The 21,352-nt window shown below is 35.7% G+C and carries 22 protein-coding genes; 2 read left to right on the top strand and 20 right to left on the bottom strand.

Features of this window, described 5'->3' with window-relative positions; translation table 11 throughout:
• Positions 1 to 8: 8 nt before the first annotated feature.
• Positions 9 to 1,664 carry a CoA-disulfide reductase gene (locus tag JN09_RS04620; RefSeq protein ID WP_204433192.1) on the bottom strand — a complete coding sequence of 552 codons (1,656 nt, stop codon included), beginning with the start codon at positions 1,662 to 1,664 and terminating at the stop codon, positions 9 to 11.
• 199 nt (positions 1,665 to 1,863) lie between these two features.
• On the opposite strand from JN09_RS04620, the gene JN09_RS04615 reads away from it, so the two are divergent.
• Positions 1,864 to 2,787, top strand: a complete 924-nt coding sequence (locus tag JN09_RS04615) for a GGDEF domain-containing protein (RefSeq protein ID WP_204433191.1) — start codon at positions 1,864 to 1,866, stop codon at positions 2,785 to 2,787.
• Positions 2,788 to 2,808: 21 nt separating this feature from the next.
• On the opposite strand, the gene JN09_RS04610 is transcribed toward JN09_RS04615, so the two are convergent.
• From JN09_RS04610 to tgt, 19 genes are all read right to left on the bottom strand, one after another.
• Positions 2,809 to 3,606 (bottom strand): lysophospholipid acyltransferase family protein, encoded by a 798-nt coding sequence (locus JN09_RS04610; protein ID WP_204433190.1) that lies wholly within the window; start codon positions 3,604 to 3,606, stop codon positions 2,809 to 2,811.
• Positions 3,603 to 4,079 (bottom strand): dihydrofolate reductase, encoded by a 477-nt coding sequence (locus tag JN09_RS04605; protein ID WP_204433189.1) that lies wholly within the window; start codon positions 4,077 to 4,079, stop codon positions 3,603 to 3,605. The genes JN09_RS04610 and JN09_RS04605 overlap by 4 nt, the downstream gene beginning before the upstream one ends.
• Positions 4,076 to 4,942 (bottom strand): thymidylate synthase, encoded by an 867-nt coding sequence (locus JN09_RS04600; RefSeq protein ID WP_204433187.1) that lies wholly within the window; start codon positions 4,940 to 4,942, stop codon positions 4,076 to 4,078. Before JN09_RS04600 ends, JN09_RS04605 begins: the two co-directional genes overlap by 4 nt.
• Positions 4,942 to 6,318 carry a dipeptidase PepV gene (gene pepV / locus JN09_RS04595; RefSeq protein ID WP_204433185.1) on the bottom strand — a complete coding sequence of 459 codons (1,377 nt, stop codon included), beginning with the start codon at positions 6,316 to 6,318 and terminating at the stop codon, positions 4,942 to 4,944. Before pepV ends, JN09_RS04600 begins: the two co-directional genes overlap by 1 nt.
• 85 nt (positions 6,319 to 6,403) lie before the next feature.
• A complete protein-coding gene (locus JN09_RS04590) occupies positions 6,404 to 6,760 on the bottom strand; it encodes a single-stranded DNA-binding protein (protein ID WP_204433182.1) in 357 nt (118 codons plus the stop codon).
• Between the two features lie 169 nt (positions 6,761 to 6,929).
• On the bottom strand, positions 6,930 to 8,213 hold the full coding sequence (yfmH, locus tag JN09_RS04585; RefSeq protein WP_204433181.1) for an EF-P 5-aminopentanol modification-associated protein YfmH: 1,284 nt from the start codon (positions 8,211 to 8,213) through the stop codon (positions 6,930 to 6,932).
• A 1-nt stretch (position 8,214) separates the two neighbouring features.
• Positions 8,215 to 9,423 carry an EF-P 5-aminopentanol modification-associated protein YfmF gene (yfmF, locus tag JN09_RS04580; protein ID WP_204433180.1) on the bottom strand — a complete coding sequence of 403 codons (1,209 nt, stop codon included), beginning with the start codon at positions 9,421 to 9,423 and terminating at the stop codon, positions 8,215 to 8,217.
• Positions 9,423 to 10,142: a purine-nucleoside phosphorylase gene (gene deoD, locus JN09_RS04575; RefSeq protein ID WP_373422799.1), complete on the bottom strand. Its 720-nt coding sequence runs from the start codon at positions 10,140 to 10,142 to the stop codon at positions 9,423 to 9,425. The genes yfmF and deoD overlap by 1 nt, the downstream gene beginning before the upstream one ends.
• Positions 10,123 to 10,800, bottom strand: coding sequence for a deoxyribose-phosphate aldolase (gene deoC / locus JN09_RS04570; protein WP_204433177.1), 678 nt, complete (start codon positions 10,798 to 10,800; stop codon positions 10,123 to 10,125). The genes deoD and deoC overlap by 20 nt, the downstream gene beginning before the upstream one ends.
• Positions 10,801 to 10,810: 10 nt before the next feature.
• Complete coding sequence (locus JN09_RS04565; RefSeq protein ID WP_204433175.1) at positions 10,811 to 11,029, bottom strand: YgjV family protein; 219 nt, start codon at positions 11,027 to 11,029, stop codon at positions 10,811 to 10,813.
• A gap of 39 nt (positions 11,030 to 11,068) precedes the next feature.
• Complete coding sequence (locus JN09_RS04560) at positions 11,069 to 11,935, bottom strand: hypothetical protein (protein ID WP_204433172.1); 867 nt, start codon at positions 11,933 to 11,935, stop codon at positions 11,069 to 11,071.
• Between the two features lie 12 nt (positions 11,936 to 11,947).
• Complete coding sequence (gene surE / locus JN09_RS04555) at positions 11,948 to 12,718, bottom strand: 5'/3'-nucleotidase SurE (RefSeq protein WP_204433170.1); 771 nt, start codon at positions 12,716 to 12,718, stop codon at positions 11,948 to 11,950.
• A complete protein-coding gene (ileS, locus tag JN09_RS04550) occupies positions 12,699 to 15,413 on the bottom strand; it encodes an isoleucine--tRNA ligase (protein ID WP_204433168.1) in 2,715 nt (904 codons plus the stop codon). The genes surE and ileS overlap by 20 nt, the downstream gene beginning before the upstream one ends.
• A 210-nt stretch (positions 15,414 to 15,623) precedes the next feature.
• Positions 15,624 to 16,325, bottom strand: coding sequence for a YlmH/Sll1252 family protein (locus JN09_RS04545; protein ID WP_204433166.1), 702 nt, complete (start codon positions 16,323 to 16,325; stop codon positions 15,624 to 15,626).
• Entirely contained in the window at positions 16,312 to 16,656 is a 345-nt protein-coding gene (gene sepF / locus JN09_RS04540) for a cell division protein SepF (protein ID WP_204433164.1), read from the bottom strand. Before sepF ends, JN09_RS04545 begins: the two co-directional genes overlap by 14 nt.
• A gap of 8 nt (positions 16,657 to 16,664) precedes the next feature.
• Positions 16,665 to 17,288, bottom strand: coding sequence for a YggS family pyridoxal phosphate-dependent enzyme (locus JN09_RS04535; protein WP_204433162.1), 624 nt, complete (start codon positions 17,286 to 17,288; stop codon positions 16,665 to 16,667).
• Positions 17,281 to 18,381: a redox-regulated ATPase YchF gene (gene ychF, locus JN09_RS04530; RefSeq protein WP_204433156.1), complete on the bottom strand. Its 1,101-nt coding sequence runs from the start codon at positions 18,379 to 18,381 to the stop codon at positions 17,281 to 17,283. Before ychF ends, JN09_RS04535 begins: the two co-directional genes overlap by 8 nt.
• Before the next feature lie 39 nt (positions 18,382 to 18,420).
• Positions 18,421 to 19,545 carry a cell division protein FtsZ gene (ftsZ, locus tag JN09_RS04525; protein WP_204433153.1) on the bottom strand — a complete coding sequence of 375 codons (1,125 nt, stop codon included), beginning with the start codon at positions 19,543 to 19,545 and terminating at the stop codon, positions 18,421 to 18,423.
• 93 nt (positions 19,546 to 19,638) lie between these two features.
• Positions 19,639 to 20,748 carry a tRNA guanosine(34) transglycosylase Tgt gene (tgt, locus tag JN09_RS04520; protein WP_204433150.1) on the bottom strand — a complete coding sequence of 370 codons (1,110 nt, stop codon included), beginning with the start codon at positions 20,746 to 20,748 and terminating at the stop codon, positions 19,639 to 19,641.
• Between the two features lie 109 nt (positions 20,749 to 20,857).
• On the opposite strand from tgt, the gene JN09_RS04515 reads away from it, so the two are divergent.
• On the top strand, positions 20,858 to 21,346 hold the full coding sequence (locus tag JN09_RS04515; protein WP_204433149.1) for a QueT transporter family protein: 489 nt from the start codon (positions 20,858 to 20,860) through the stop codon (positions 21,344 to 21,346).
• The last annotated feature ends 6 nt before the right edge of the window (positions 21,347 to 21,352 follow it).

Raw genomic sequence — 21,352 nt, 5'->3', positions numbered from 1 at the left:
ACTGGGTCTTATTTTTTTTGGTATAAAAATGATTTGTATCCGCCTTCGATGTTTACAGCATCAAAGCCATGTTGTTTCAAAATACGTTCTGCCAAATACCCTCTTGTTCCTAATTGACAGTAAACATATATTTTTTGATTCCTTGGAAGTTCATTTAGACGATTTCTCAGTTCTGATAAAGGAATATGTTTTGATTCCTTAATCATATTGTCAAATGAAGGAGTCAGTTCCTTATGTTCCCTTATGTCCAAAATATAGGTTCTTTCATCAAATATCTCAACAAATTGCTTAACATTAATACTGGTTGATATGCCTTTAATCTTATTTTCTGCGACATAACCAACCATATTGATTGGATCTTTTGCAGATGAAAATGGTGGAGCATATGCAAAATCAATATTCTTAAGATCTGTAACTTTCGTTTTTGAATAAATTGCCATTGAAAGGACATCTATTCTTTTGTCTACTCCATCAGATCCAATCGCTTGTGCACCATATATTTCTTCGGTATTTGGATTATAAAGGACTTTTAATGAAACAGGTGAATACCCAGGATAATAACTTGCGTGAGAGTTAGGATGAATGTATATACTATCAAATTCGTATCCCAATCTCTTTAAGTGTTTCTCGGATAAACCTGTTGATCCAACAACTTGATTAAAGACTTTTGCGACGCTAGTCGCGAGTGTACCTGTATAGATATCTTCAACCCCACATATGTTATTCGCTGCAATTCTGCCTTGTCTATTCGCTGGACCAGCTAAAGCAGCCATCATGGATTCGTTAGATACACTATGCATTACTTCGACAACATCTCCGATTGCATAAATATCGGGATTGGACGTTTTCATATGGTTATCGACTTTAATGGCGCCTTTATCTGTTAAATCGAGGTTTGCAGATTTTGCTAATCCATTATCAGGTCTTACACCAATGGCAAAAATGATTAAATCCGCTTTAACTACGGCCCCACTCTTTAAAACGATTTCATTTCCTTGTAGCTTAAACTCGCTAACCCCATCGTTTAATATTAACTGAACGCCCTGATCTGTGATTATTTGATGGATCATTTCTGACATCTCACTGTCAAACATCCCCATTACCTGAGGTGCCATTTCGATTAGTGTAACAGACATTCCTAAATGAACTAAGTTTTCCATCATTTCGATGCCTATAAAACCACCGCCTATTACTATCGCATTTCTTGGTTTTTCAGTTTTAATGAACTCAATGATGTTATCCATATCAGGAATGTTTCTCAAAGTGAACAGGTTCTTGGCCTCTTCTATGCCAGGAATCCTCGGTTTAACCGGCAAAGATCCTGTGGAAATAACGATTTTATCATAGGCCTCTTTGTATGTTTCATTTGTGATTAAGTTTTTTACGGTTACGTTCTTCGCTTCTGGATCAATTTCTGTAACCTCAGAAAATACCCTGATGTCAATATTGAATTTACTTCTCATATTATCGACCGATTCAACTATTAAGGAATCTCTGTCTTCGATAATACCACCAATATGATAGGGTAGCCCACAATTGGCGAACGATATAAACTCTCCTTTTTCAAATAAAATGATTTCAGAAAACTCATCGAGTCTTCGAAGTCGTGCTGCTGTAGTAGCGCCGCCTGCGACACCACCAATGATTAGTATTTTTTTGTTCATAAAGAAGGCCTCCAAAAAGAATATACCTTTTTTATAATACTATGTCAAAAAGAAGGCAATCTACCAATTTATGATTATCTCTTCCATTAATAACTGTAATCGGTTTCAACTTTCATCAATTACAGTAATCCTAGTTTTCATCATTTAAAATCGCTTACATTTGTGATAAAATGGGCTAAATGAGCAATGGAGCGTAGTCATGATCGATAAAAACAAATTAGAATTTATTAGAGATCGATATGGGATCGATTTTTTCGAAGACATGATGTTCAGTGACCCGAGTAGAGTCTCTTTTTTTGTTGACCTACAACAACGTCCTTTGATGTTTCATGTCGTTATCGGAGATATCACTTTGATAGGTCTAAATAAGCAAGATAGTTATAATGAACAGGAAGTGCTCAATCAAATTGAGCCAGACAACCTTTTAGCCGAAGTTGAGGGTAAAAACAACTTCATTGAGATGATTAAGTTCAAATTTAATACATTTATAGATGAATTGTTTTTATACATACCAATAAAATCTAAAGATGGCCAAATCTGGCTTAATACTACTTTGAAGAAATACCATCTAGATGATAAAGCCTATGTTATTGCTAACGTAATACGTGTTTATCGAGAAACACCGCCAGAAATCGTATATTATCAAAAGACTTATCAGGATCCGATGACCAAACTATTTACCCGTGAAACCCTTAAAATGCACATGGATAACTTGACCAATATTGGGAACTCTTACATTATGTACCTAGATATTGATGGTTTTAAACAAATCAATGATCAACTGGGTCACCAAGTAGGCGATCAATTTTTAATCGATATCGCAAACCATTTTATTAGTAAATGGGAACATAACGTTCTTTATTATCGCTTGGGTGGAGATGAGTTTTTCCTATATTGTTACGACCATAGCGAAGATGAAATACTATCAAGAGCCAAACAACTTATCCATGATATTGAGAACTTAAACGATATAGCAAAAACTCTAACTATCAGCGTCTCAATTGGTATCGTCAAGATTACTCAAAATACACATGGCTATCATCGACTACTAAACATCGGGGATCAAACGATGTACTTGTCTAAGAATCGTGGTAAAGGCCAAATCACTCTTCATAAAGAATAAAAAAAGGAGATAATCTCCTTTTTATTTACCATTTTTCACGGTTTGATTAATAAGTTCAGCTACTTTTTCTCCAACTTCAACTGTTGATAATCCCTCATAATCCTCTTTCGTAATTGGGTCATGAATGATGACTTTTATTTTTGTGGATCTAAAAGGTGCGCGATGTTTTACTTCAGTTGCCCCAATCATAGTGACAGGAACAATAGGAGCTTCTGCTTTTGTAGCTAATTTATAGGCTCCGGCTTTAATAGAGACCATTTTCTCATCATCGCGGTCTTTGATACCACCTTCAGGGAAAATACCCATAATCATGCCTTGTTTGATTTGCTCAATTCCTTTTAGAATTGCTTTAGCAGCTTCACGATTATTTTCTCTATCTATTTGAATACAACCAAATAGAGGCATCCAACTTCTAACAATAGGCAATTTATATATGCCTTTTTTGGCAGCCATGCCTGTTGGTCTATTCACAATCTGATATAAAATGAATGGGTCTGCATATGACTTATGATTGGCATAAATCACATAACCACCTTTTTTTGGAAGTTTGTTTTTTCCTGTGATTTTTATATTCAGTCTAAGTACAAATATCGAAATAAATCTGGCAATACTTCTAATGAAATAGTGTTTGAACTTGTTATCTACCTTCATCATTTTTCCGATAGGAATCATGATGACTAGCAACAATACCATTGAAATCCATGCCACAATATACCCTATAATAAGCCAAAGTGGGATAAACCACAATGACAAACCTGTAAAACCGGATAGTATTCCAGCTAGACCAAACCAAATTATGATGAAAATTAATGAAATCATTTTATTACCTTCTCATAGAGTGTAAACCTTAGTGGTTCATCCACTGTTTCCTTAACTAATTGAAACGATTCTAAATCAAACTTTGGAAAATAGACATTCCCCTCATGACTTTTGTCAATAAATGTAATATAAAGTCTATCTGCATAAGGTAAAGCTAATTTATAAATGGTTCTTCCACCAATCACAAATAGTTCGCCATCCTTATACTCTTTTAAAAAAGCATCAATGTCTTTTACTACTTGAGCACCTTCAAAATCGCGGTCAGTAAGCGTAGCTACAAACACATTTTTATAAGGAAATGGTTTTGTTTTATAGTAGGATTTCAATGAATCATAAGTCATATCACCCATTAGTACAGTTTGATTCATGGTCATGCGCTTGAAGTACTCTAAATCCTTTTTATAGTGCCATGGAAGTAAATTGTCTTTACCAATTAACCAGTCTTTATCCATAGCCCAAATTAAACTAATCATACTGCAACCACACCTTTGATTGCAGGATATGGATTATAATCCTCGAGTTTAAAATCTTCATATTTGAAATCAAAAATGCTCTTAACTTGAGAATTAATAATCATTTTTGGAAGTTGTCTAGGCGTTCTAGATAACTGTGTTTCGATTTGGTCGAAGTGATTGCTATAAATGTGAGCATCCCCAATTGTATGAACAAACGTTTTTGGTCTTAAGTTTGTCACCTGAGCGACCATCATGAGTAAAAGACTATAGGAGGCAATATTGAATGGCACTCCTAAAAACACATCTCCACTTCTTTGATATAGTTGTAGTGATAACTCATCGTTATTCACGTAAAACTGTAAAAATGCATGACAGGGCGGCAATGCCATCTTGTCTAAATCAGCAGGATTCCATGCAGATAGGATTATTCTTCTGGAGTCTGGATTGTTCTTGATTTGATCAATCACAGTTTGAAGCTGATCCACGCCATTAAAATTGCGCCACTGTGCACCATAGACTGGGCCTAAATTTCCGTGAACACGTGCAAATTCTGGGTTTGATTTTATTTTATCTACAAACTCTTCTAATGATTCGTTTTGATAGTCTTTATGCTTTTTATAGGCTTCATATGGCCATTCATTCCATATTTTAACACCCTTATCCACTAAGTATTTTATGTTGGTATCACCACTAATAAACCAAAGTAGTTCATGAATGATTGCCTTCATAAATACCTTTTTTGTAGTTAACAAAGGAAAACCTTCTTCAAGGTCAAAACGCATTTGATATCCGAAAACACTTTTCGTGCCGGTATTAGTTCTGTCTGTCTTTAAAGATCCTTGCGTAAGAATATGCCTACAAAGGTCTAGATACTGTCTCATTACTTAGCTAATTGATACAAGGCATCTGCATAAATAGCAATGCTCATGAAGAAGTCATCCAAGATGATATATTCGTCTTTTTGATGAATATAACTTGGTTTCCCAGGAAAGTGTGGACCAAAAGCGACAGAGTTTTTCATAGCACGAGCAAATGTTCCACCACCAGTAGTTTGTGGCTTAGCATCAACATCTTTTGAATACTTAATATACACATTCATAAGTTTTTCAATCATTTCTGATTTTGGATCTACATAAAGGAGTTTTTGATGCTTTCCTAATTCTACAGATAATCCTAGAGATTCGAATGCTAGTTTTATTTTACGAACGAATTCATCACTATCTACACCATTAGGATATCTTGGATTAAGAATAATCTCAAAAGCTTCTTTTTCTAAAATGAATACCCCTGCATTTAGTGTAACTGGACCCATTTCTTCGTCATGGTAATCAATGCCAATCTTTACACCCTTTGGATCATCGAGTAAATAAGTATTGATCGCATCTACGAATGCATTGGTAATTCCCACTTCATTGAAGAAATGAACCATTAAGTAAGCAGCATTGACACCTTCTTCAGGTGTAGATCCGTGTGCGCTTTTACCATCAATCGAAAGCTTTAATAGATTGTTATCAACCGAAGCATTTCCTTGATAGTTGTTTTTGGCTAAAAAGTTTTCAAAGTGTGACTTAAGTGATATATCAGTTACTACAGCAACCGCATTATCTGGAACCATGTTATCTCTAAGGCCAGCGTTAAATGACACTAATTGTGTTTTTTTGACATTACCTCTTACTGTTACTTTTAGGATTCCTTTTTCACCATAAGTAAGTGGAAACTCAGAGTCTGGAATGAAACCGGCAACTGGTTGTTCAGGAAACTGTGTAAAATAGTGTTTAACACATCTCCATTGAGTCTCTTCATCTGTTCCCAATACAAGTTTGATTCTCTTAGATAGTGGTACATTTAAGTCTTTAAGAATCTTCATTGCGTAATAAGCTGCAAGTGTAGGTCCTTTGTCGTCTTCAGTGCCACGACCATACATTTTGCCATCATGAATGACCGCTCCATATGGAGGGAAAGACCATCCTGATCCAGCTGGAACAACGTCAAGGTGTCCAACCATACCTACGTATTCATCTTGTGTCCCATATTCGATATGTCCCGCATAATGGTCCGCATTGAGTGTTTGGAATCCATCACGTTTTCCCAGATTGAGCATATAAGTTAATGCTTCATCAATACCTTCACCAAACGGTGCTTCGGTACGTTTTGGGTCAAATGTTGTTAATTCTGAATTAATTTGAATTAAACCTTTCAAGTCATCGAGTATTTCTTGTTTTCTAATTTCTACTTCTTTTGTAAAATCTATATTCATTTTAATCAACTCCTTTTTTTATTATACCAATTAATGTAACTTTAAACAACATTTCTGTGTCTTTAAAACCAATGAAAAAGACGCCTTAAGCGTCTTCTTCCGGACATGATGGAGCATTTTTGAATGTGCTTGATAAGTGAATGACTCTTTCACCCACAAGTTCAAGAAATGATACGGTTTTTTCATTAGAGAGTTCAACTTTTTTTGTCTGCAATCTGCCGCGAATTGCAATCATTGATCCTTTTTTACAATAATTCTCAATGATTTCAGCTGAACCCTGCCATAAACTACATGAAATGAAGTCTGTTTCATATAAGCCTTCCATATTCTTAAATGCTCTTTGAACTGCAATTTGAATATCGGAAACCTTCTTTCCTTCATCGATTGTTTTTACGACAGGATCATGAGTTAATCTCCCAATTAGTGTGACTTGATTTAGCATGTTAACCTCCTTCACTGAGATTATACACTTCAAAGTCTTAATAACAAAAACGCAATAATGAACTACTAATGATAAATATTTAACTTTTTTTAGATAAAAAGCACACTTTAACGTGTGCTTTTAGTATTTTGGATAACTTTATTACTTCTTTTATTCAAAACAGCTCAAATTAGGCTTTTGAAGGTCTAATATAAAGTGATGAAATGCAGTTTTTCTTGATAAGTGAGGTTACCTCTCTTAAATCTTCTATTGTAATGGATTCAATTAAACTAGGCACATCAAAAATAGATATTCCATGAGAATGGTATTTAGTGAAACTCATGGAAATAGACTCTAAACTGTTTAAACTCATGATGAACTGTCCCTTCATCCCTTTTTTGAGTCTTTGGAAAGTTTCTTCATCGAGTTTTTTACGTTTAAGTGAGAGTACCATTTTGATAAGTCTTTCTTCTAATGCTTCAGGTTCTGCCGTATCACTTGTAAACGCAATCGAAAGCATATCAGTCTCTTGAATGGTTGAGTACTCAAAGGATTCATTAACAAGGCCTTCTTTTAAAAGGTCATTGTAGTATTTTGATGAACTAGAAAAATACATGTCTAGCAAAATCGATAATGCAAAATCTTGTTTAAGTGCTTCAAGCCCACTCTTTGGTGTAAGTTTAAAGCCCAAACCAACTTTCGGCATGGTTACAGACATCAATACTTCTGAGTGTCTTGTGACGATCTTCTTTGGTTCTTTAGGCATAAAACGTTTGATTGGATCTTGTTTTTGATACCCTTTTTTTGCTTGATTATCGCGAATTAACGACATCATTTCCTCTGCGTTGATGTTACCCACCAATAAAAGTACCATATTCGATGGATGATAGAATGCATTATAAGCTTGATAGAGCTTTTTAGCTGTGATTTTCTTAATCGAAAGCGTAGTTCCACCAATTTCCGTATTAACCGGATGCTTTTGATACATATTTTGTAGTAACCCATAGAATAAGCGTTGACTTGGATAATCTTGATACATACGTAACTCTTCATCAATGATGCCTTGTTCTTTTTTAACACTTGAAGGTGTGAAGTAAGGCGTTTGAACGTAATGAAGCAAGTACTCTAGTGCCTCTTTAGTATTGTTTGTACCAGAGAACAAGTAACTTGTACGGTCAAATGAAGTATATGCATTGGCATTAACGCCCAGTTTGGACAATGTTTCAAAGGCATCCGTTTTATCAGGCATTGAGAACATTTTATGTTCCAAGAAATGTGCAATTCCAGCAGGTTGGTTTACCTTACGGTTTGACACAGGATCAATGAAACTTTGATCGAATGATCCATAATTAGTCGTGAATGTAGCGAATACTTTGTGATATTCCTGTTTAGGAATCATATAAACGTTTAGTCCATTATCTAAAACTTCATGAAAAATGGTTTCGTTAAAATTTTGATAGTTAGTTTTTTCCATATTATCTCTCCACATCCAAAAGATAAACGGTATCTTTTCTAAGTAGTTTGGCAACTTCTAATATTTGTTCAGGCGTTACAGCATTAATTTTGGCAATTCTATCCTCCAATGAGGTTTTCTTGTTAAGTAATGTTTGAACGTATAGTACGTTTTGACGAGCGCCTTGAGAATCTTCGGATTCTTTTAGATCATTAATCATCGCTTGTTTCGATAAATTAAGCTCTTTTTCACAAATTAACTTAGTGGTTAGCTTGTTGACTTCTTCATCAATGACTTGTCTCGCTAATTCCAGTCTCTTAGCATCCACCCCAGAGTAGATGAACATAATGCCTTTATATGCATCATAAACACTTGAGATATAGTAACATAAACTATGTTTCTCACGAACATTCAAAAATAGTCTTGAATGGACATATCCTCCAAGAGCTGCGTTAAACAATACTGCTGCCGTGTGAAGTTGTTCGCCTTGTCTAACAGGTAGACGGTAGCCGATATTTAACTTAGTTTGACTTATTTTGTCATGTTCTATTACTTCGGTTACTTCTTCAAAAGACTTCGTTTCATAATCTAGAAAATCCACTTGTGTAAATGAAGCATTCGGGAAGTATGTCTCAGTTATCGTTTGATATTCAGGTTTTATATCCCCAGATAGGATGATTTGAAGTTCGTCGTTTTTGAGAAACTCTTTATACATTTTTTTGAAACTATTGAATGTTAAGCCTTCAATGTCTTCTTTAGTACCACTTGCTCTATAACCGTAGAGTTCGTCTTTACACATTATTTCAAATAAACGTGTCAAAGCATAACGTGTTTTATCGTTTTCTTTAGCAATTACTTCTTCTAATAATAGTCTTTTTTCTAATTCGAAGTCAGTCTCATTAAAGGACTTGTGTCCATAGACATATTCTTTTAAGAACTCTAATCCCTCTTCAAATAGTTGTGGTTCTGTTAGTGAAGGATTGGCTATTTTCAACTGAACATGAATCACAGAAAGTGTTCCAAGTTTCCCTGTATTGGATGTCAAACTTGCACCATACATTGATTCAAGTTTTTCATTAAATGCCATTCTATTCTTATATTTATCAGTTTTCGCACGTAGTACACTAGGTAATAATGTTCTAAAGGCAAAGGAATCTTTAGATGCCTTTGCCTTGAACTTTAATGTTATTAAAACGGTTTTGAATTTTTTGGTTTGGTCGACTAAAATCATTACTTAGATTTTCTAGCAACTTCCAAAGCAATTTCCATCATGCGTGTGAAAGATTTTTGTCTTTCTTCAGCTGTAGTTGCTTCGTGTGTTACTAAGGAGTCTGAAACCGTTAATAAACATGTCGCTTTCTTACCTAATGCTTTTGCGTTTGCAAATAGTGCAAATGATTCCATTTCCACAGCAATGCAACCTTGTTTATTAAAACGTTCTTCGTGCACAGAACCTTTTAAGTTGTAAAATACGTCTGATGAATGAATGCGGCCAACATGTAGAGGAATTTCTAACTTTTCAGCAGCTTTTTTCGCTCTTGTGTTAAGTCTACGGTCAGCTTTTAATGTTTTAGAACTTGTTAAACCCATTGTTTTAGCATAACTTGATTCTGAATATGCATCGTCTACTAAGATGACATCATATAAATTTAAATCAGCTGTGTATGCACCACATGAGCCCACTCTAATGATGTTTTCAACTCCATAGAAGTTGAATAATTCATATGAGTAGATGCCAATTGAAGGCATCCCCATGCCTGAGCCCATAACAGTTACTGGAACCCCTTTGTATTTACCGGTAAATCCTAACATATTTCTAACATCGTTGATTTGAACAACATCTGTTAAGAATGTTTCAGCAATCATTTTTGCTCTTAGTGGATCTCCAGGCATTAAAACAGTTTTTGCAACTAAGTTTTTGTCCTTTATATTAATATGAGGTGTTGGAATCATTTGATTTATCTCCTTTATTTTCCATTATTTTAATTCCGGATGATGCCCCAATTCTGGTTGCTCCAGCGTTAATCATCGTCATCGCATCTTCATAGTTTCTTACGCCACCTGAAGCTTTAACTCCGAAGTTTGGTCCAACCGTTTGACGCATTAAACGAATGTCTTCTTCTGTTGCGCCGCCGGTTGAAAAACCAGTGGAAGTCTTAACGAAATCAGCTTTCGCTTCAACGGTTAATTCGCATGCCTTAACAATTTCTTCTTTGGTTAGTAAGCATGTTTCTAAAATCACTTTGACTAATTTACCATCTGCAGCTTTTACAACAGCTTTGATGTCTTCAAGTACTAAGTCGTACTTTTTATCTTTTAAATTGCCTACAGAAATAACCATGTCGATTTCATCAGCACCATCTGATACTGCTTGTTTTGTTTCAAATGCTTTAGCTGCCGTCGAATGAGCTCCACTTGGGAAGCCTACTACTGTGCATACTAATACACTTGAACCTTTTAATGCTTCTTTTGCAGTTTTTACATAATTTGGATTGACACAAACGCTCATGAAATCATAAGCTTTTGCTTCTTCACAAAGTTTGATAATGTCTTTTTCTAAAACTGCAGGACCTAATTTAGTATGGTCGATATACTTGTTTAGTAACATATTATTCCCCCTATTTCTTTTTCTTAGTTAAATAATAAATATGTACAATTACTAATCCAACATTCATTACAGTGACAGAAACTGATTTTAACATGATTCCGTAAGCAATAAAAATGATTGCACCAACGATGTTTACTAAACGGATTTTACGTTCGCCTTTCATTAGAAAAGAAATTAATACTAATGCGCTCGCTGTAATCCCGATTAACTCAATAACAACTGGATCCATTTGATACCTCCTTCTTGATATTAAAAAGGGTCATTGACCCTAAATGTCCATTACTTGATCTAGCTCAATGTGTACCAATGACCCATTAACTGGTGTAAACTTGGTTTTTTTGAGCACTTTCATTATTTTCTTTAATGATTTATGTTCGACAACTTTTGTGTTTTGGAGGAAACCAGGAACACTGGTTGTCATTTTTTCAATTTTTGCCATAACCTCGTCAAATGGTAAGATTCGGTTATCTAACCCTTGTCGATAATAAATATAGTCGATATGAGGAGGGAATAGAGTAAGCGTGTTTTCGCGCCATTCCATTGTGAAATGAACTTTATCTTGCTCATCTATAACGACAAAGTAATTTGGAACGTAAACATCTAACTCTTTATAATAACGATGAAGATCATATTGTTCATCAACGTATTTTAAGCAATCATTTAATTTGTGGTCTGGGTAATAGTAAATATTCGACAATTGATACCCGTATTTTTCTCGATACTTCTTTCTGTCAATATCAAAAACTTTTTCAACCACTTCATATTTAAACCTTAACACATCTTCAAACAAATTGTGGTAGATTGAAAAACTAAACTCTTTGCACATTTTGTCTACAATCTCAAACACTTTCTTTGCGCTATATAAAGGGGTCATTAAAGGCATTTCCAACCTAAAATTAACGTCTAAATATTGAGGATCCAACTTATAGATATCAGTTACAGTTGATTTTCTTGAGATCACAAAGTCTGCTTTGGTTCTTAAAACTGGATGACGGTACTCAATTCGAACTTCATTTGAAGTTTCGGAGACATCAGCCATCTTCGCTTCTGATATTTCATCAAAAAATGATAAAAGACGTTCATAATCGAACAAGCGACTTTTCTCTTTAAAAAAATGCAGCTGAAACATGCTCATAAAGCCACCACCTTACTTAATTATATTATCATAAATCAGGGTTTGATTCAATTGCTTTTGATTCTCTAAATTTTGAAGTATATCCTCATGTGTTCTGTTTTCGAATAAAGGTGTAATGGAGACATAACCACTACGATAAGCCATCACATCAGAATTTGGATGTTCTTCCCTTGAAAGCAAGTCATAGACTGTCTCATAAGCATTTTCGCCGACTTTTTTGAAAACTGCACCATGGTGGTGTAATCCTTGAACGGTCCATTTGACGCCAATAAAGTTATCAAATTTCGAACTTGGATAGTTAATGTTCAATATATAGTCTAAACTTAGGGCTTGATTATCTAGTAGATATTTCACAAGTTTATAGATGCTTTTTTCAGCCATATGTAGGCTGTTTTTTGGCCCACTTACTGCAATCGCTGGAATACCTAGAATTAAAGCTTCTGTAGCTGCAGCAACCGTACCTGAATAAAGAACGTCAGAGCCAATATTCATTCCGGAATTCACTCCAGACACACACAAATCAAATTTCACATCCAAAAGACCTACCGCAATACGTGTGCAGTCAGCAGGTTTGCCTAAGACGGATAATGCCTTTTTTGCGCCATATAAATGTCCGTAATCCTTCACGATAAGCGGTTCATTGATCGTAATTCCGTGACCTTGCCCACTTTGGTGTGTTTCAGGTGCTACTACATAAATATCGCCAAGAGGTGCCAGCTTTTCAGCTAGCACCTTTATACCTGGCTCTAATATGCCATCATCATTAACGAGTAAAATGTTCATTGTAATCTTCCTCTAGTACTGACGCACATCTTTCACATACATGGTGTTTGTTAACGGACTTAACAATATTCCAGCATCTTTCACATTTTTCGCCTTCTGCTACGGTTGTTGTTACGCTAAGTTCATCTGATACTTCAAACTTGATGGATGAAACCATTAACACTTGAGTAAATGAGATATTCAAGGATTCAATAGCCTTCAAATCTGATTCAGTTAGGCGAACTACAACATCAGCCTCAAGTGACTTACCAATAGTCTTATCTTTACGCATTAATTCTAATTGGAGTAAGATTGCTTCACGGACTGTCATAAAGACATCGAATGCTTCATCTAGTTCGTGGTCTTTATAGAGAATTTCCTCAGGCATACGTTCAAGATAGATATCATCAAGTCTTTCAGTCTCTAATGACCAATAAGCCTCACTGGTTGTGTGTGGAATGATTGGGTTTAGTAATTTTAGAAGGGTCATAAGTTGATCGTAAAGTACAGTTTGTACAGAACGTCTAAGAACGCCATTCTTTGTTTCAACATATAAAATGTCTTTAGTATAATCCAAATAGAAAGCCGATAAGTCATTAATCATATAGTTTGTGACACTACGGTATACCGTGTCAAACTTGTATGAATCGTATGAATCAATCACTGTTTTTCTTAAACTTTCTAATTTATGAAGCATTACTTTATCTAAAGAACCTAACTTATCGTAAGCTACTCTATCTGTTTTAGGATTAAAATCAAATAGGTTTGATAATAAGAATTTGAGTGTGTTTCTGATCTTTCTATAAGATTCAGAAACTTGTTTCATTAAATTATCTCCGATTCTAACGTCGCTTGAGTATTCAACACTTGATACCCATAATCGTAAGATATCCGCACCCATTTCATTTGTAATCTTCAGTGGGTCTGTCGTATTTCCAAGAGACTTACTCATTGCACGACCATCTTTATCCAAGACGAACCCGTGTGAAACTACCGCTTTATATGGTGCTTTTCCATAGATTGCAACACCAGTGATTAAGGATGAGTTAAACCATCCACGGTATTGGTCAGAACCTTCTAAGTATAAATCAGCCGGATAAGATAATCCACGTCTTTGAAGCAGTTTGTGGCTAGAACCTGAATCAAACCAAACGTCCATAATGTCTGTTTCTTTCTTGAAGATGCCATTTGGACTACCTGGATACGTGAATCCTTCTGGAAGTAATTCCGTAGCATCTTTATCCAACCAAGCATTTGTGCCTTCTTTTTCAACAATCGATGCAACATGTAAAATGACTTCTTTATCTAAAATTGGATCACCGTTTTCAGCATAGAACACTGGAATTGGTACGCCCCAAGCACGTTGTCTAGAGATACACCAGTCATTACGATCTTTAATCATATTATGAATACGAAGTTCGCCCCATTTTTGGACCCAATTCGTTTCTTTAATTTCTGATAATAGCGCTGTTTTTAATTGGTCAATAGAAGCAAACCATTGTGGGGTTGCTCTAAAAATGATTGGTTTTTTGGTACGCCAATCGTGTGGATAGCTGTGTTTAAAGTAATTAACATGAAGCATGTGTCCACTTGTTTTAAGTGTTTCAATGATGAGCGGATTGGCTTTCTCATAGTATAAGCCTTCGAATTCATTGGCTTCACTTGTGAAAAACCCTTTCTCATCCACTGGGACTAAAATGTCTAATCCATATTTCTTCCCAACATTATAGTCATCTTCGCCGTGTCCTGGCGCCGTATGGACTAAACCAGTACCGTCTGAATCAGTGACGTGTTCACCTAAAATTACTGGACACACTTTTCCGTTAAGTGGGTGTGTATATTGTACAAATTCTAACTCTGAACCTTTGACAGTTTCTGTGACCTCAAAGGATTCAAACCCTAAGACTTGAGTGACTTTCTCAAGAAGTGTTTTAGCGACGATGTATGAGTCATTATTGGCTTTAAAAACAACGTAATCTAATAGTGGGTTTGCTGAAATTGCAAGGTTAGCTGGCAGTGTCCATGGGGTAGTTGTCCAAATGATGAGTTTCTTGCCATTAAACTTTTCTGAAACAACTTCAAAGGCTACATAGATAGATGGACTTTCAACATCTTGGTATTCAATTTCAGCTTCTGCAAGCGCAGATTCCGAACTTGGTGACCAATATACTGGTTTTAAGCCTTTATAGATTAGCCCTTTATTTGCCATTTCAGCGAATACTCTCAGTTGATCTGCTTCAAATTCAGGGTTTAATGTAATGTAAGGGTTATCCCATTCGCCTAAAATCCCTAGACGTTTAAACTGAGTTTTTTGCATAGAGATTTGCTCTAGTGCATAGTCGTGACATAATCTTCTGAAGTCACTAACACTCATTTCCTTACGTTTAATTCCTTTTTTTGTTAGAGCTTGCTCGATAGGTAGACCATGAGTATCCCATCCTGGAATGTATGGCGCATAAAAACCTTGCATTGTCTTAAATCTCAGTACAAAGTCTTTTAATATTTTGTTAAGTGAGTGCCCGATATGAATAGCACCATTTGCATATGGTGGCCCATCATGTAAAATGAATGGTTTTCCATCTTTGTTTTGTTCTAAAACTCGATTGTATACATTGAGTTCAGCCCATTTTTTTTGAAATTCAAGTTCTCTTACCCCTAAGTTTCCTCTCATCTCAAAGCTGGTTTTTGGTAACAACAGCGTGTCTTTAAGTTCCATAAGTATAACCTCCTAATAAATAAAAAACGCCCTTAGAAAATCTAAGGACGAATAATCGCGGTACCACCTTAGTTCTAGAAATAATCTAGCCCTCTTCGCTTTATAGCAGCGTTTGCATGTTACTCATTGGTGATATCCTGTAGTAGTTTGTTGCTTAGGCTTCCACCATCCCTAAGTCGCTTTATCTTGCCTACTACGGCATTGTCCAAATCATCGTAATAATTCACATTTTATTCGAGTCTTCTGTTTCTTAGATTGTCCTAATACTTCAATCAATCTAATCCGTCCAAATCCTCTAACTGATATTATATCATAAGGTTTACAAATAATGGTATGTTTTTGAATCAAAATGAAGTTGATTTTGACCCTATCTTGATTTACGAGTATCTTTACATCTTCTCGATTAATCAAAAACGCTTTAGCAATAATCGCATCCACTCTCAAACTATCTAAACTAAGGACGATTTCTTCTTTCTTTTCTTCTACAACCGGAATGTTATCGGCAAGTTCAAATAACACAGTGTCTCGCTTAATCTCAGTCAATTCCTTAACATATGGCACCATGACAGAAATGACTTCAACATAAATCTCATCTTCTGTGATTGTAATGTCTCCAAAGATATCTCTTTTCAAACCTAATGCCATTAGTGACCCTAATACATCACGGTGTGAAATGGATTTATCTCTAAATGAAGTCTTTAAAACCGAAATCTCAAAATCAGGGATTAGTTCATAATCTGAAACAAGCATTCTTCGATATTCAGAGGCTTCATTACTTTCATAAATGAAATAGCCTTTAAAAATAGAATGAACCCATTTTTGTTCTTGAGGATTCAAGAATCTATATAAAATGGGTTTATGATAACTGTTTGCTTGATTTTTAAGAATCGTTAGAAAATCATTCTTTGACATCGTCGATAAATTGTTTCAATGTGCCATCTTTAAAATCCTGTTCGCGTGCAAACAAGAATACTTTTTTGTTAATTTGGACAATTTGTCCTTCCAAAGTGAAAATAACCCCTGACAAGAATGCCATGATTTTATTCGCTGGATCTGGTGCTAAATCTTCAAAATTAAGCACAAGCGGGGATCCGTCTATTAAATCTCTAGCCAACATTGTTATATAAGCATCATCATCTGTTTCTAATGATTCAAATATAATACGATCATAACTGTTTGCTACAGACTCACCTTGATAAGTTGGAAGTTTTTGTTCTTTCTTCGATTTACTAAAAATAGCCATATGTCACCTCAAATGATGAATTTTCTACCTACTCTGATAAAATCACTACTAGACTCTAATGCTAGCATATAATCATCAGTCATTCCCATGGATAAATGGGCGAGATTGAATGACGTTTTTAAGGCTTTAAGTTCATCAAAGATTAATTTAGTCTGATCTAAATCATCTTGAACACCCATTGTCATCAATCCAACTACTTTAATTTTATCATACTCTTTTAATAAGTTTAAAAAATCCTTTAAATCTTCCTTAAAAATCCCAGTTTTGGAGGTTTCTCTTGAGAGATTTACTTCAATAAAGCAATTAAGTGGTGTTTCCCTATGTTTTTGAATCATTTCTGCTAATTTAATTCTATCTAATGAGTGTAGGTAATCGATATTGTTAATTATCTCTTTCACCTTATTGGTTTGAAGGTGACCTATAAAATGCCAAGTAATATTTAAGTCGTTTAACGCTCTTTGTTTACTTAGCAATGCTTGAGCATGATTCTCTCCAAAATGTGTAACCCCCGCGTTGTAAACCTCTTCAATCATTGGTGCATCTAAGTATTTCGAGGCACAAATCAAGGTTGCTTTTGGATAATTAGTGAGCTCTTTTAAGAGCGTTCGAGTGTTAATCGTTAGATTAGACATTGAACTTAAACAGCATGACATCGCCATCTTTTACAAGATACTCTTTGCCTTCCTGTCTAACCCTTCCGGCTTCCTTAGCACCAAGATAGGAGCCATATTTAACCAAATCATCATATGCTACGGTTTCGGCACGAATGAATCCACGTTCGAAATCGGTATGAATAATGCCTGCACATTGAGGCGCAGTCATGCCTTTTTTGAATGTCCAAGCTCTAGCTTCCATTGGACCTGCAGTGAAATACGTTTCTAATCCAAGTCGGTGATAAGTTGTTCTGATTAATTGATCTAATCCAGATTCTTCTAACCCTAGTTCTTCCATAAATAAAGAACGGTCTTCATCAGATAACTGTGCGAGTTCAGCTTCTATTTGTGCTGAGATTGCAACGACATCTGCATCTTCGGATAAACCTTTTTCTAATAGTTTTTGATACACTGGATTGGAATCTAGTGTTAGTATTTCAGTTTCTGAAACGTTTGCAATATAAACCATTGCCTTAGATGATAAGAAATTATACCCTTTGATGATTGACTCTTCTTCTTCAGAAAGACCCATCAATCGAATTGGCGTATTTTCTTCTAAAGCATCTTTGATTTTCACTAAAACCTCATACTCTGCTTTTTCATCTGAGTTTCCGCCAGTTTTGGCTTTTTTCTCAATTCTTGGAATACGTTTCACAACTGTGTCATAGTCTGCAATATTCAGCTCAAGTTGAATGATATCAATGTCTCTAAGTGGATCGACTGACCCTTCAACGTGAATGATATTTTCATCTTTAAACAGACGGACAACTTGGCAAATGGTATCGACTTCTCGGATGTGGCTTAAGAATTGGTTTCCTAACCCTTCACCTTTGGATGCACCTTTGACTAACCCAGCAATATCCGTAAATTCTACTGTAGTTGGGACAATTTTCCCTGATTTATACATTGAAGCCAAAACATCAAGACGTTTGTCTTTTAGGGTTACAACGCCCACGTTTGGATCTATGGTTGCGAACGGATAGTTCGCTGCTAATGCAGCACTTTTGGTGATTGCATTAAATAAAGTAGATTTTCCAACATTTGGTAGCCCTACTATTCCTGCTTTTAACATATTTTTAGTCCCTTCATTAAAAAAGGCTTAATAGCCTCTTTATTTTTTACTTTGAAGCCATGATGGCAATTTATTTGTTTTCTTCTCTTCGACTGGTTCACGGAAATCAGACTGTTTTTCGAAACCTGTTGGCGTGATTTTTACTTGTTCGTTAGTTGTTTTCTTGAAGATTTGAGTTGCAAAATCATCAATGGTTGATTCTTTTGCTTTAAGTTCATAACCTGTTGCAATGACTGTAACAATCATTTCATCTCTTAAGTCTTCGTTTAAGGTTGTACCATAAATAACATTAAGTTCAAAATCAGTTGCATTTCTGATTTCATCTAAAGCTTGTGATACTTCAAACAACGTAATGCTTGTTCCTGATGTAATATTTACAATGGCATCTGTTGCACCATCAATGGATACTTCAAGCAGTTTGGAGTGAATGGCTTTTCTTGCCGCTTCAATCGCTCTATTTTCACCTGATGCAATACCGATTCCCATCAACGCAGTCCCTTTATTTTCCATAACGGTTCTAACATCGGCAAAGTCAACGTTGATTAGCCCAGGAACAGCAATGATTTCTGCAATCCCTTGAACCCCTTGTCTTAAAACGTTGTCAGCCTCTCTAAATGCATCAAGCATTTGAGTATTTGGTTCGATAATCGATAATAAACGTTCATTTGGAATTACAATTAATGTGTCTACAAATTGTTTTAATTCTTCAAGTCCTGCAATCGCTGCATGTGTTCTAGCTGGGCCTTCAAAAGCAAATGGTTTTGTAACGATACCAATGGTTAAGCAACCCATTTCTTTGGCTAGTCTAGCGATAATTGGGGCTGCACCTGTTCCTGTGCCACCACCCATGCCGGCAGTAATAAAAACCATGTCAGCATTGCTTAATACTGCACGTATTTCATCCTCAGATTCTAGCGCTGCGCGTTTCCCAACTTCTGGTTTTGCGCCTGCACCAAGTCCTCGTGTTAAGTGTTTACCAATTTGAAGCCTTGTCTCTGCACGCGATACTCGTAACACTTGGGCATCGGTATTTACAGCTACAAAGTCTACACCTTTGACATCATTTTCAATCATTCTATTGACGGCATTACCGCCACCACCACCTACACCAATTACTTTGATGACCGGTTTTTGATTGAAGCTGTCGTTTTCTCCAAATACCATAATAACCCTCCTAAAAAATGATTGATACCTATTATCCATTTTACACTAAAACGGATTTAAATAAAAGGCATATAAAGTTAAAACTTGTTATCTTTATTTTGTATAACCGTATCGATTAAAAAATTCTTTTTTATAATCTAATAAACGGTCTTCTAAAATGGCTTGTCTAATTTCCTTCATGAGTTGCTTCAAGAATGCTAAGTTTTGATAAGTCATGATGCGCATTCCCAATATCTCTTCTGCCTTAAACAAATGTCTAATATAAGATTTTGAGTATTTGGAAATTGGCGTTTCTAAGTTTGGATCTAATGGTGAGAAGTCCAATTCGAATTTTTTATTTCTAATTTGAATTCTACCTTCTGTTGTAAAAGCAGTGCCATGTCTTGCATTACGGGTTGGTAGGACGCAGTCAAACATATCTACCCCACGAATAACGCCTTCTACGATATCATCAGGTGACCCAACACCCATTAAGTATCTTGGTTTATCTTTAGGTAGTATCGGGTTTACGTGATCAAGAATACGGTACATGTCTTCCTTAGATTCACCAACAGATAATCCCCCAATTGAATAGCCAGGGAAATCCATTTCTACAAGCTTTTCAGCACTATAAGTTCTTAAATCTTCGTATAATCCACCTTGAACAATCCCAAACAGCGCTTGATCAGACTTTAAAGCATCTTTGCCTCTTTTGGCCCATCTTAATGTACGCATCAGTGAGTCTTTCGTATACTGATAGGAGGCATCTGATGGTGGACATTCATCAAAGCTCATGATGATGTCAGCACCAAGTTTTTCTTGAATTTCTATCGCTTTTTCAGGAGATAGGAATAAAGATTCACCACTCTTATGGTGTCTAAAATAAACGCCCTCTTCTTTGATTTTTCTCATATCCGTTAGTGAGAACACTTGGAATCCACCACTATCCGTAAGGAGTGCTCCATCCCATTTCATGAAGCCTCTAATTCCACCGTGCGCAGCAACAATATCCTCGCCTGGTTGTAACCAAAGATGGTAAGTATTACCTAAAATAAGCCCATCGGAGACTTCTTTAATCTCTTCAGGCGTAAGTGTTTTAACGGTTGCTAAAGTACCGACTGGCATAAAAATCGGTGTTTCAAAAACCCCATGAGGTGTATGTAATTTACCATATCTTGCGCCAGATTGCTTGCAAGTATGGATAAGTTCAAAACGTATTGCCATAAAAAATACCTCTTTTCATTGAAATTATAACATAATGGTGTTATAGTTGTATTGGCTTATTTGCCCGCAGTACTAGTTACCTGCGAAAACAAAACAAGGAGAAAATACTATGTTTCATTTTACTTTAAAAGATTGGATAAAACAATCTACAATTGCCGCACTTTATGTGACTTTGGTTTTATCATTCATCCCAATTAGTTTTGGAGAGATTCAGTTTAGAGTCGCAGAGATTCTATTAATCTTCATATTTTTCGATAAGAAAATGATTGTCGGGATCACAGTCGGCACATTCGTGGCTAATTTATTTACACCAGCTAGCCCGATGTTACCCTATGATTTAACCCTTGGTGTGTTAGCAACATTCTTGTCACTTTCATCAATGATTTTGATTAAAAATAAGTATGTTTCTTTGTTAGCACCAAGTATCTTCAATGGACTACTTGTTGGATTATCACTTTACCTAGCTTTAGATACGCCACTCATTGTCGGAATACCTTCTGTATTTGCAGGTGAGCTTGTAGTAACCTACATTATTGGACTACCTCTATATAAAGTGCTTAACCACAATGCAGGATTTAGATCATTATTTGAAGAATAGACACCC

It is taken from the genome of Paracholeplasma morum (assembly GCF_016907055.1).
In the GTDB taxonomy this organism is placed as follows: Bacteria; Bacillota_I; Bacilli_A; order Acholeplasmatales; family UBA5453; genus Paracholeplasma; species Paracholeplasma morum.
This window is presented reverse-complemented; position numbering and strand designations above follow the sequence as displayed.

Bases quoted from the DNA above. Each gene is read 5' to 3' on its own strand.
- ftsZ (WP_204433153.1), bottom strand. From the start codon at position 19,545: ATGGTATTTGGAGAAAACGACAGCTTCAATCAAAAACCGGTCATCAAA.
- JN09_RS04515 (WP_204433149.1), top strand. From the start codon at position 20,858: ATGTTTCATTTTACTTTAAAAGATTGGATAAAACAATCTACAATTGCC.
- JN09_RS04565 (WP_204433175.1), bottom strand. From the start codon at position 11,029: ATGGATCCAGTTGTTATTGAGTTAATCGGGATTACAGCGAGCGCATTA.
- JN09_RS04600 (WP_204433187.1), bottom strand. From the start codon at position 4,942: ATGAGACAGTATCTAGACCTTTGTAGGCATATTCTTACGCAAGGATCT.
- JN09_RS04620 (WP_204433192.1), bottom strand. From the start codon at position 1,664: ATGAACAAAAAAATACTAATCATTGGTGGTGTCGCAGGCGGCGCTACT.
- JN09_RS04615 (WP_204433191.1), top strand. From the start codon at position 1,864: ATGATCGATAAAAACAAATTAGAATTTATTAGAGATCGATATGGGATC.
- JN09_RS04605 (WP_204433189.1), bottom strand. From the start codon at position 4,079: ATGATTAGTTTAATTTGGGCTATGGATAAAGACTGGTTAATTGGTAAA.
- deoC (WP_204433177.1), bottom strand. From the start codon at position 10,800: ATGTTACTAAACAAGTATATCGACCATACTAAATTAGGTCCTGCAGTT.
- pepV (WP_204433185.1), bottom strand. From the start codon at position 6,318: ATGAATATAGATTTTACAAAAGAAGTAGAAATTAGAAAACAAGAAATA.
- yfmH (WP_204433181.1), bottom strand. From the start codon at position 8,213: ATGGAAAAAACTAACTATCAAAATTTTAACGAAACCATTTTTCATGAA.
- JN09_RS04590 (WP_204433182.1), bottom strand. From the start codon at position 6,760: ATGCTAAATCAAGTCACACTAATTGGGAGATTAACTCATGATCCTGTC.
- tgt (WP_204433150.1), bottom strand. From the start codon at position 20,748: ATGGCAATACGTTTTGAACTTATCCATACTTGCAAGCAATCTGGCGCA.
- JN09_RS04560 (WP_204433172.1), bottom strand. From the start codon at position 11,935: ATGAGCATGTTTCAGCTGCATTTTTTTAAAGAGAAAAGTCGCTTGTTC.
- yfmF (WP_204433180.1), bottom strand. From the start codon at position 9,423: ATGATTTTAGTCGACCAAACCAAAAAATTCAAAACCGTTTTAATAACA.
- JN09_RS04535 (WP_204433162.1), bottom strand. From the start codon at position 17,288: ATGTCTAATCTAACGATTAACACTCGAACGCTCTTAAAAGAGCTCACT.
- JN09_RS04610 (WP_204433190.1), bottom strand. From the start codon at position 3,606: ATGATTTCATTAATTTTCATCATAATTTGGTTTGGTCTAGCTGGAATA.
- surE (WP_204433170.1), bottom strand. From the start codon at position 12,718: ATGAACATTTTACTCGTTAATGATGATGGCATATTAGAGCCAGGTATA.
- sepF (WP_204433164.1), bottom strand. From the start codon at position 16,656: ATGGCTATTTTTAGTAAATCGAAGAAAGAACAAAAACTTCCAACTTAT.
- JN09_RS04545 (WP_204433166.1), bottom strand. From the start codon at position 16,325: ATGTCAAAGAATGATTTTCTAACGATTCTTAAAAATCAAGCAAACAGT.
- ychF (WP_204433156.1), bottom strand. From the start codon at position 18,381: ATGTTAAAAGCAGGAATAGTAGGGCTACCAAATGTTGGAAAATCTACT.
- ileS (WP_204433168.1), bottom strand. From the start codon at position 15,413: ATGGAACTTAAAGACACGCTGTTGTTACCAAAAACCAGCTTTGAGATG.